Raw genomic sequence first — 9,903 nt, forward strand, 5'->3', positions numbered from 1 at the left:
CACGAGGCGTTCCTCAAACTCGCCTGCTCACTGATCTGCTGGCGACGCCTACAAAACACGTTGCGTTAGGACCTCTAAGCCTCGATACACCGAGTGATGGCCGGTCCAGGGCTTTGGAGATGAAGCCGTGGGTGCCCTTTGACCTGGGATGATGGAACTTTTCTGAGGTTCCATATCCGCAGATCGAGGAAGCATCCGCGAGATGCAAGCCTGTTCTGCCGCCTCGGCGGTCTGTGCCGTGTTCGACGATCGGAATCTGGTCACGGACGCCGGCCTGGTCCCGGTGATGCGCCTGGCGGGGCTGGGGCAGCTGCCACAACTGGTCCGCGCCGCGGTACGCATCGACTGCGCCGGCAACGGCGGCGGGGCGAACCCGGCTGTGTAGGTGGCCTGACTGGTGATGGCGATGTGCGCGGGGGCGGACAGGCGCCCGTGTTCGGCCTGGGAATGACGAACAGCATGACGAGTCGGCCGGCACGCGCTCGTTCTCTCCGATGGCGGCAGGTGCGGTGCAGGTAGCTGTAGTGTGCGGGGGCTTCGCGTGGCGGACAATGATCCACATGCAGGAGCGAATAAGACATGTAGTGCTCGGCAGCCGGTACCTGTTGGGCGGCCTGTTCACGGCGATGGTGTCGATGCTCGTACCACCGCTGCTGGTCGTGGGAGCGATCGTCTCCGGCCTGACGGCGTTGCCCGTGCTGATGAGGGCCCTGCGGCACTGGTCGGAGTGGCACCGGCGCCGGGCTGGCGCACTGCTCGGCATCGGCATACGCCCGCGCCCGGCCGAACTGCCCAAGGGGCTGGGCGCACAGTGGCGCCATCTGCTCGACGACTCCGAGAATCGCCGTGACCTGCGCTGGGTCGTGCGGCATGTCGCCACCGGCCTCCCCGCCGGCCTGGCTGCGTTGGCTTGTGTCGCAACTGCCGTGTTCAGCGTGGCCGCGGCCCTGCTGTGGCAGCTGTTCCCGGAGGAGGAGCCGCTGCGTCTGCTCGGCGTGGTTCCGGTGGCCAGCTGGGGCACCGCCCTTGCTCTGGGCGTCGTCCAGGGCATCGGCGCCGGCGCGCTGACCTGGTGGGCCATGCCTCGCCTCGCCCGGATGCATGCGCGCAGCACCGTCACCGCGCTGGAGCCATCGGCAGAGGAACGGCTCACCGAGCGCGTCGGTGAGCTGGCCGAGAGCCGCGCCGGAGTCCTCGATGCCCATGGTGCCGAACTGCGTCGTATCGAACGCGATCTGCACGACGGCACCCAGGCTCGCCTCGTCGCCATCGCGATGCGTCTCGGCCTGGCTCGAGAAGAGCTTCCCGACGACTCCGGTGCCCTTGCCAAGCTCCTCCAGGAGGCCCATGAGGGCGCCGAGGAGGCGATGACGGAGCTGCGCGATGTGATCCGCACGATGTATCCGCCGATCCTGGCCGACCGGGGCCTGCAGGGCGCGGTGTCCGCCGTCGCGGCCGGCGCGGGCATCCCCGCCGAGGTGGAACTCGGCGAACTGGGCAGACTTCCCGCGGCCGTCGAGGCCGCCGCCTACTTCATTGTGGCCGAGACCCTCACCAACGCGGCCAAGCACAGTGGCGCGACCCGGGTCACCGTACGGCTGATACGGCAGGACGCCGCCCTCTTGGTCGAGGTCGCCGACGACGGACTCGGCGGCGTGGACGAAACCCTGGGCTCCGGCGTCATCGGGATCCGCCGCCGCGCCGCCGCACTCGACGGAACCGTGCTCGTCAGCAGCCCGCCTGGCGGGCCCACCGCGGTCACAGTGGAGCTGCCGTGCGCGTCGTGATCGCCGAGGACAGTGTGCTCCTTGCGGCGGGGCTGGAACTGATCCTCGGCGCCAAGGGGATCGAGGTCGCCGCGGTGGTGACGGATGCGCCGGGCTTGTTGGCGGCGGTCGCGGAGCACGTCCCGGACGTAGTGATCGCGGACATCAGGCTGCCGCCCTCGTTCCGCGATGAGGGCATCAGGGCCGCGCTCCAACTCCGCCAAGAGCGCCCCGGCCTGCCCGTACTGGTCCTGTCCCAGTACATCGAGAAGGCATACGCACGCGAGCTTCTGACCCATGGGTCCGCAAGCATCGGATATCTGCTCAAGGACCGGGTGAGCAGGGTCGGTGAGTTCGTGGACGCGCTGCGGCGGGTGGCCGCAGGCGGTACGGCGATGGACCCCGAGGTGATCACGCAGTTGCTGGCGGGGCCGGGCGGGCATGCCGTCGACGCACTGACCCCGCGGGAGCGCGAGGTGCTCACCTTGATGGCGCAGGGGCTCAGCAATGCGGAGCTGGGCAAACGCCTGTTCATCACCGACAACGCGGTGCAGAAGCATATCGGCAACATCTTCGCGAAGCTGGAACTGCCGGTCGCCGACGGCGGGCACCGCCGGGTCCTGGCGGTCCTCAGCTACCTGGACAGCGTTGCCGGCTGACCGCAGCGGGCCGACCCTCATGCGACGGCAAACTTACCAAGCCTTGATCCACCAACCCACTCCACGCCCTCCTGCAAGTCCCCGTGTGCGTGGCCGCCGGCGGCCTGAGCTGCGGGAAGACCGCCCGGGGTGACCCGGGCGATGCGAGGGTCAGCTCCAGAGCTTCCGTCGGGGTCGTTCCCCAGCCAGGTTCGCAGGCGTTCGATGAGGGCGTCACGGACATCCTCGGTTACGCCGCGGGGCCACAGCCCGGAGGCCAGAACGCGCGGGTGCACTCCTTCGCGATGGAGCAGGAGCATGACCAGCGCTTCGTGGAGAAGCGGGCTGTGCTCGGCGTCCGGTGCGTCGAGGCCCGTGATCTCGTAGGTGCCGACCAGCCGTGCGTACACCGCGGGTCGTCCGCTCGGGGTGATGTCGACCATGAACTGCGGGATGCCGGGGTCCAGGTCGCGGTCGCCGTCGGGTGTGGCGTCGGCGAAGAGCTGGACCACGGCATCGTGCTGGGCCCGGGGCAGGAGCTGTGCTTGCAGTTCCAGGCCGAGGAAGGGGGCCAGGAGGCGTCCGTCGGGGGTGATTTCGATGTTCCAGGTCGCGCCTGGCAGGCCGTTCACCTCGGTGGCGGCCACGTAGCCGATGCCCAGTGGACCGGAGTCGGCAGCGAGCTCGGCGATCTTCGCTGCCTGATCCTCGGTCGGCTGTGCGGCGAGGAGGACCAGGTGGGGCGACCATCGGGTGTGCTGTGCGGAGCCGGTGCTGCCGGCGGGTACGAAGTCGTGGCTCGCCATGGCGAGGGCACCGCGCCGCTTCCGGATTTCAGCGTCCATGGTTTCGAGCAGGGCTTCGATGTCGTCGAAGTGGCGGACGCGGGTGGGGTCGAGCGTGGTGAGTTCCCTGCCGAAGCCGACGAGGGTCAGTGCCATTCGGTCCGACCGGTCGCTGGTGGCGAGTTCTGCGGCGACCGACGTGAGGACGGCACTCCGGTCCGCGCGCGTGCCGGTGAGTGAGACGAGTCCGGGGACGGCTTCGAGGTTCAGCAGCAGACGCGCGCCGTCGAGGCTGCCGAGGCTGACCAGACCCGGGTAGGGGGCGACAGTGCCGGCATCCGTTTCGTGCGCCGGGATGTGGGCCCGTTGGATGCGCCAGCACGTCTCGTTCTGACCGAACTGCCATGGCGCTGGGGGGCTACCCGCGGGATGGGCGAGCTGGAGGTCGAGCTCGCTGTCGGTGAGCCTGGCAACGTAGACGGTCGGCAGGGTGCGCGATTCGACGGTCAAGGCGGACGCCAGTCCCCTCAGGGCATGGTCGAGATCGCGTACGGCCTGCGGGTCGGCCCCGACGAGCAGCGCGTCTTGGGTGTCGGCGGCGACACCTGTCGGCCGGCGAAGCTCCGGGGCGCGGCGGCCCTTGGCGTCCATGGCGGATTGCCACAGGGCTGTACGGCGTCGGCGGCCGAGCGCCGCGAGCAGGCCGGCGGCGAGCAGCGGGGCACCCACGAGAGCCTCGGGGAGGCCGAAGGACGAGGTGGGGGACGGCGAGTCGGGGCCGGCGTTCTCGCCACCGGCTTGATTCCCGGCTTCGCCCGGGATGGTCAGGCTGATGCGGTGGCCGGGGTTGAGGCGGATCGGGAGGCCCGTGGCGGCGAGGTGGTGGCCGGTGATCTGTTGCCACTGGTGCCAGGTGTCGGGGGCGTGGGTGGGGTGGGTGAAGGCCGGGATGTAGCGGCTGCCGTCGTCCTCGACCACGGTGCAGAGGCCGGTCTGTCCCTCCTGGGTGAACAGGATGAGCGTGGCGTCGCGGAAGGCCGCAAGGAGTTCCTGCTCGCTGCCATAACCGGTGACAGCGCGCTGCAGGGCTTCATCCAGGGCGGTGGCAGGGGCCGGGAACTCCAACGCCATCGGCGACGGGCGGTAGTTCGGGTTGTGCATGAAGGAAACGAGCTGGCCGGAGCTGTCGACGGTCCAGCCGCCCACGATGCCGTACGGGGGGACGGCGCTGTTGGGGTCGAAGTGCGGGTCGATCGCATACACGTAGCCGTCGCGCTGCCGTGCGGCCTGGGCGCGCAGAGCCTCGGTGACCGGGGGAACGGTGACGGCAGGGCTGGACGGGGTGGTCACAGAGACTGGCTCCACTGCTCTTCGAAGGCGATCTGCTGGGCGACGGTGGCCAGCGTCTCGCGGGGTGCGGGGTGGAAGGTCTGGATGCGGTCGGCGCTGGTGGGGCGAAGCCCGGGCCTGAGTCGGTAGACGAGGAACCCCCCGGTCCCACGGCACATCCCGGAGGGCCAGGTGTCGCGGCGCGAGCCGTTGACACCCAAGAGCCACCCCTGGGGTTCGATCTGCTCGCGGATGCGGGTGAGCGCCTCGAAGCAGTCGTCCGCTCTGCCGGTGACATGCCCCCAAGGGCCGTCGGCGGTCACGGTGAAATCGTGGTTCTCGCCTTCCCAGTGCAGGACGGTGTCGGCCTGCTGGTCGCCGTTGAAGGCGAGGATTTCGAAACGGTCGGGGACCAGGCCACTCATCGGGTCCATCCTTCGGGCAGTTGGCTGGCGGGCGGTGCTTCAGGGGCGGGAGCGACGGGTTGTTTGGGGATGTGAGGCTCGTAGTGGGGGTTCGGCGTCCATTCTCCCTTGGTCCCTTCGGGGAGGATCTCCCAGACCCCCTTGATGTGCTTGCGGTCGATGCCCCCGGCGAAGGCGATCTCCTCCTCACCTCGGTACTTGTTGTTCGGCAAGGTCTGGTTGACGTCGATGCCGCCGGGAGCATCCACCTCGTACCAGTATTTGGTCAGCCAGTTGGCATCGGCGTCCTTGGTGGTGCCCACAAAGGCCCCCGGCTGGGTGGGAAGGTCACTGCCGAAGCGATCGCCGAGACACTGCTGGACTTCATCGACGCAAAGACGGACGGCGGACCGCTCGCTGTGCTGGGGCAGTCTTTCGGCGGGCAGATGGTCCGGCAGGTGCTGGCCGAACGCCGGGACCGGGTGCGGGGCATGGCACTGATCGCGCCGCTGGTCCTTCCGCACGGCACGCGAACGCTGCCAGAGAACCAAGTGCTGGCACGCGATGAGGAGTTGCTTGCCTCGCTGGCACCGGAGGACCGCGCGGACTTCCTTGGCGTCGGCGTGTGGCAGGACCGCAGCGGATGGCAGGCATTCCGAGACCACGTCCTGCCGGGACTGCGCGCCCACCACCGCGAGGATGCCGCGGAACTGCTGAAGAACTTCATGCTGCCGATCCGGAGGAGCGGATCGGCACGGACGACCGGCCGCACCTGCTTGTGACAGGGCGCCAGGACGGACACGTGGGCTGGCGCGACCAGGCGGAGCTGCTGCTGCCGCACTACCCGCAGATGACGTCCGCCGCACTCGGCAGCGCGGGTCACAACACCCACCTGGACCGCCCGGCCCAGGCACATGCCCTGCTGGGCGCCTGGCTCGACGAGCTGGCCGACCACGGCTGGCCCACCACGCAGCCGGGTCGGGATTCGTCTCGATGCCTCGGCCGCTTATGACGTGGACCGAAGGGTCCGGGCAATGTCGCGATCGTCCGGCAGGACGCTGAGTCGCGGCGGAGTCCTGGAAGCATCGAGCACTACCGCCCGCAGCCGGTCACCGACCGTGGGACGGGGGGCGTCCGACCACCATGAAGGATGTTTGGCCTGGTCGATGAACCCGGCCTCCCCCTCCGCATCAACCACGGTCCCCACGGAAGTAACGGCCGTGACGACGACGACGTATTCATGGTCATCGATAAGCATGGCCACCACCCTGCACTATGCGAGGGCACCGGAGAGGGGCGACCGTGGGTAAAGGCGCGGCTGCCGCCCAACCCCGTGGCCTCTCGTTGCTGGGAGTGAGAGGCCACGGGGTTTCGGGGGATCAGCGAGGGAGGACCAGGTCGAGCCACTCCTTACGGGCCTTCGCATCCAGCGTGCCGTCGAGGGACAGGGCGGTGCGGATGGATTGCGCGCTCACATCGCGCGGTGTGTTCCAGCGTCGTTCGGCTTCGCCGACGATATCCGCGATGGTCTGCTGGGCTGCCGTTGGGTGGTGGCGGACCAGCCAGTCGAGCATCTTGGCGATGGTGTGCGTGATGGCGTAGAAGGTGCCTGCGGTTTCGGTCCCTTCGTCCAGCTCACGGCCGGTGGCGAACTCGTCCAAGAAGGCGTGCCGGATCGTGGCCGCGAGGTCCCAGGTGTCGATGATGTTGTTCGTGTTTGCGGCGACGGTGTAGGCGAGTTCGTCGGCCACCTCGTGGACGGCGGGTTCGGTTCGATGGCGCAGTGCCCAGCGCTTGCGGCGGTCCGGGCGTTCCCACAGGACGCTGAAGAAGAGGCGGGATAGGCGCTGTCGGAGTTCGGAGGCTCCGATGGGCAGGTTGTCTTTGTCGCCGGAGGCCAGGGTGGCGGCGGCGCCTTCGGGCGAGCGTCGGCGTTGCTCGGCCCAGTCTTCGGCGATGGGTCGGGACCAGAGGTTGCGCCCGTTGACTGTGGCTTGTGGAGGGGGAACGACCACCTCGCCCTGTGGTCCGCCCGCCGACCGACCGACGCCGCGCCCCGTCGCTGTCCCTCGACCAGGCCAACCGGACACGCCCACGGAACCTGGCCCGCCCCATGCTCCAGCTGGCCGCGATGCTCGATGCCAACGGCATCCCCGCCCGCGTCCTGACAAGCCCGCCGGCCCTCGCCTACCTCACCGACCAGCGCGCCGCCACACCGCCGTACAGCGATGCCTGTGAACCGCTCCAGACCACAGCCGAGGAAGCCACCAGCACGCTGCGTACCCTTCATCGGCTGAACCTGATAGACCACACCCCCAAGAGCCCTCACCAGGCCATTCGCGTCCACCAGCTCATCCAGCGCGCCGTCCGCGACAACCTCCCGGTCGGCCACATCGAGTCCTGCGCCCGGGCTGCCGCTGACGCTCTGATGGCTGTCTGGCCCGAGGTCGACCGCGATACCGCGCTTGCTCAAGTGCTCCGTGCCAACGCCGAGACCGTTCGCAGTCTCGCGAAGGACGCGCTGTGGCAGCCCAGCCCCCACTCCCTGCTCCTGCGTACCGGACAGAGCCTCGGCGACACCGGGCAGGTCACCGCTGCGCGCGACTACATCCGCCGCCTTGTCGACACCTCGCGAAGCCGCCTCGGCCCCGACGATCCCCACACCCTCAACGCACGCCGCAACCTCGCCTGGTGGCAGGGAGAAGCGGGAGACCCCACCGGTGCAGTGGCCACACTCACCGGCCTGCTTCCGTACCAGCAGCAACTGCTGGGACCGGGCCATCTCGACACCCTGAGCACCCGCAGGGACCTCGGCCACTGGCAGCGCTACGCCGGGGACACCGCCGGAGCGGTCACGACCTTCATGCTTCTCCTGACAGACCAGCAAAGACTGCTGGGACCGGATCACCTTGACGTGCTCGTCTCCCGCCACGCCCTCGCCCACTGTCAGGCCCGAAACGGCGACTTCGCGGCCGGGGCGAACGCGCTCGCGGAACTCCTTCCCCTCCTCCAGGAAAGGCTCGGCGCGGAACACCCCACCACGTTGCTCACCCGCCACGACCTTGCCTTCTGGCAAAGCAAGGCGAGCGAAAACACTGCCCTCGCCGTCAGAGCACTCGCGCAGCTGCTGCCCGACATGGAGCGCGTACTCGGCCCCGAACACCACCACTCACAGATCACCCGGAGTAACCTCGCCAACTTCCAGGGCGAAGCCGGAGATGTAGCTGGCGCTGTAACCACTCTCACCGCGCTGCTGGCGGACCGGAAGCGGGTCCTGGGCACAGAACACCCCAGGACACTGCTCACAGGCAGCGACCTCATCCGCTGGCAAGCCCGCACAGAAGATCCCGCCACAGTTACCAAAGCATTTACCGACCTGCTGAAGAAGATGCAGCAGGTCCTCGGCCCGGACCACCCCACAACACTCAAGACCCGCAGCTACCTCGCCCGCTTCTGGGGCGAGACCGGAAACGCTGCCGACGCCGTAAGGGAACTCACCGAACTGCTGGCAGATCAGAGACGGATCCTCGGGCCGCAGCACCCCGACACCGTCACGACCCAGGACGAACTCGCCCACCAACGTGGGTAGCAGGCAGTCGGGGAAGTCCATACCCGTCGTCCGGTCCAGCTCCACGAAGGCCGTGCGGCCGTCGGCGAGAAGCACCACGGCGTCCGGGACCAATGCCCCGGCGGGAGTGAGGTGGACGACTTCGAGTTGCCGGTCACCTGCGTAAGCCGCCAAAGCGTGTGGAAGGCGATGACAGTGCCGACCAGGGAGATGGCATGCTCGCGCAGTCCGCCGGCGCGATGCGGACAGCGCACCCGGGGTCCGGCAGTGTCGGGCATGGGTCAAGGCCGTCGGCGGTGGCCTGGTGCTTGTCGATGTAAACGCCGGAGTCCATCCCAAGGCCCGGACACTGGGCGTAGGTTGGGGCCAATCGATCACCTATCGGGGGGCTGGCGTGACGGGACGGGACCTGCGGGCACTTTTCAGCACCAACGACCGCGGCCTGACGACGGCGGAGGCGTTCACCAACCGCCAGATGCAGTGGGAGCTGGTCGCTGCCGCGCTCGCAGCGCACCTGCGGCTCACCGCCGACCCGGCCTTCGACGTCGAGGACCTCGAGGCCCCGCGGGAGAACGTACTGGCCTTCCACGGCGTGGGCGGCATCGGCAAGAGCACGCTCTCTCGCAAGATCGAAGCAGCCCTCGCCAGCGCCGAGGACCGGCCCACGCAGTGGCCGCAGCACACCTGGCCAGCAGGGCGGATCCTGCCCGTGCGGATCGACCTCGCCCGGTCCGCTGGCACCGACTTCGAACGCGTCGTCCTCACTATCCGGCTCGCCCTCGCCCGACTCGGCCGACCGTTGCCGGCCTTCGACCTGGCGCTGCGCCGGTACTGGGAGCACAACCATCCCGGCGAGCCGCTGGAGGAATACCTGCGCCGCGGCGGCCTGGCGTCGCGGCTCGGCAAGGCGCTGCCGCAGCAGATGCAGTCCGCACTCGGTGACGTCGCCCAAGCGCTGCTGCTGCCCGGAAGCGTCGGCAACGCCGCCGGCCAGGTCGCCAGCACGCTGGTGCGGGCCCTGCGCGAGCGCCGACAGTCGGTGCGCGCACTGGCCGGCTGCGCCCGCCTCGCCGACCTCCTGGAAGCCGAACCGGACCTGGACGCACTGTCCTTCTACCCGCATCTGCTGGCATGGGAGCTCGCCCAGCTGCCCGCTGCCAAGGCCGTGACTCCGGTGATCTTGCTGGACACCTTCGAGGAGACCGGCGACCGCACCCACCGCGACCTGGAGCGGCTGCTGCAGCGCGTGGTGTGGCTGATGCCGAACGCCTTCTTCGTCGTCACCGGCCGCAGTCGGCTGCAGTGGGCCGACGAAGCCCTGCAAGGCCAGCTCGACTGGACCGGCCCCGCGGCCTGGCCCGGCCTGGCCGCTCACGACATCCCGCACGCCCTGCCGCCCGCGGCCGGCGTCGG

Annotated in this window: 9 protein-coding genes and 3 pseudogenes; 8 read left to right on the forward strand and 4 right to left on the reverse strand. The window is 69.2% G+C overall.

The window, feature by feature from the left end; genetic code table 11:
• The first annotated feature begins 202 nt into the window (after nt 1–202).
• From ACO1BR_RS43060 to ACO1BR_RS43070, 3 genes are all read left to right on the forward strand, one after another.
• Complete coding sequence (locus tag ACO1BR_RS43060) at nt 203–385, forward strand: hypothetical protein (protein ID WP_426800578.1); 183 nt, start codon at nt 203–205, stop codon at nt 383–385.
• A 175-nt stretch (nt 386–560) separates the two neighbouring features.
• A complete protein-coding gene (locus tag ACO1BR_RS43065; protein ID WP_426800579.1) occupies nt 561–1,787 on the forward strand; it encodes a sensor histidine kinase in 1,227 nt (408 codons plus the stop codon).
• Nucleotides 1,775–2,425, forward strand: a complete 651-nt coding sequence (locus tag ACO1BR_RS43070; RefSeq protein ID WP_426800580.1) for a response regulator — start codon at nt 1,775–1,777, stop codon at nt 2,423–2,425. Before ACO1BR_RS43065 ends, ACO1BR_RS43070 begins: the two co-directional genes overlap by 13 nt.
• A gap of 101 nt (nt 2,426–2,526) precedes the next feature.
• Here ACO1BR_RS43070 and ACO1BR_RS43075 read toward each other — a convergent pair.
• The 3 genes and pseudogenes from ACO1BR_RS43075 to ACO1BR_RS43085 form a co-directional block, all read right to left on the reverse strand.
• Nucleotides 2,527–4,554: pseudogene (locus ACO1BR_RS43075) on the reverse strand (type VII secretion system-associated protein); the annotation flags it as partial.
• Nucleotides 4,536–4,943 carry a hypothetical protein gene (locus tag ACO1BR_RS43080; protein WP_426800581.1) on the reverse strand — a complete coding sequence of 136 codons (408 nt, stop codon included), beginning with the start codon at nt 4,941–4,943 and terminating at the stop codon, nt 4,536–4,538. The gene ACO1BR_RS43080 and the pseudogene ACO1BR_RS43075, both read right to left, overlap by 19 nt.
• On the reverse strand, nt 4,940–5,353 hold the full coding sequence (locus ACO1BR_RS43085; RefSeq protein WP_426800585.1) for a scabin-related ADP-ribosyltransferase: 414 nt from the start codon (nt 5,351–5,353) through the stop codon (nt 4,940–4,942). Before ACO1BR_RS43085 ends, ACO1BR_RS43080 begins: the two co-directional genes overlap by 4 nt.
• On the opposite strand from ACO1BR_RS43085, the pseudogene ACO1BR_RS43090 reads away from it, so the two are divergent.
• The 3 genes and pseudogenes from ACO1BR_RS43090 to ACO1BR_RS43100 all read left to right on the forward strand — a co-directional run.
• Nucleotides 5,309–5,413: pseudogene (locus ACO1BR_RS43090) on the forward strand (hypothetical protein); the annotation flags it as partial. The gene ACO1BR_RS43085 and the pseudogene ACO1BR_RS43090 overlap by 45 nt on opposite strands.
• Complete coding sequence (locus ACO1BR_RS43095; RefSeq protein ID WP_426800586.1) at nt 5,414–5,704, forward strand: hypothetical protein; 291 nt, start codon at nt 5,414–5,416, stop codon at nt 5,702–5,704.
• Nucleotides 5,705–5,724: 20 nt separating this feature from the next.
• On the forward strand, nt 5,725–5,934 hold the full coding sequence (locus ACO1BR_RS43100) for a hypothetical protein (RefSeq protein ID WP_426800582.1): 210 nt from the start codon (nt 5,725–5,727) through the stop codon (nt 5,932–5,934).
• A gap of 367 nt (nt 5,935–6,301) precedes the next feature.
• Here the strand turns inward: ACO1BR_RS43100 and ACO1BR_RS43105 are convergent, their stop codons facing one another.
• The gene (locus tag ACO1BR_RS43105; RefSeq protein WP_426800583.1) at nt 6,302–6,937 is read right to left on the reverse strand and encodes a hypothetical protein; all 636 of its coding nucleotides are present in this window, start codon (nt 6,935–6,937) and stop codon (nt 6,302–6,304) included.
• Between the two features lie 98 nt (nt 6,938–7,035).
• On the opposite strand from ACO1BR_RS43105, the gene ACO1BR_RS43110 reads away from it, so the two are divergent.
• The gene (locus ACO1BR_RS43110) at nt 7,036–8,511 is read left to right on the forward strand and encodes a tetratricopeptide repeat protein (RefSeq protein ID WP_426800584.1); all 1,476 of its coding nucleotides are present in this window, start codon (nt 7,036–7,038) and stop codon (nt 8,509–8,511) included.
• Between the two features lie 373 nt (nt 8,512–8,884).
• Nucleotides 8,885–9,903 (forward strand): annotated as a pseudogene (locus ACO1BR_RS43115) (ATP/GTP-binding protein); the annotation flags it as partial.

Source organism: Streptomyces sp. YGL11-2 (assembly GCF_050054615.1).
GTDB lineage: Bacteria > Actinomycetota > Actinomycetes > Streptomycetales > Streptomycetaceae > Streptomyces.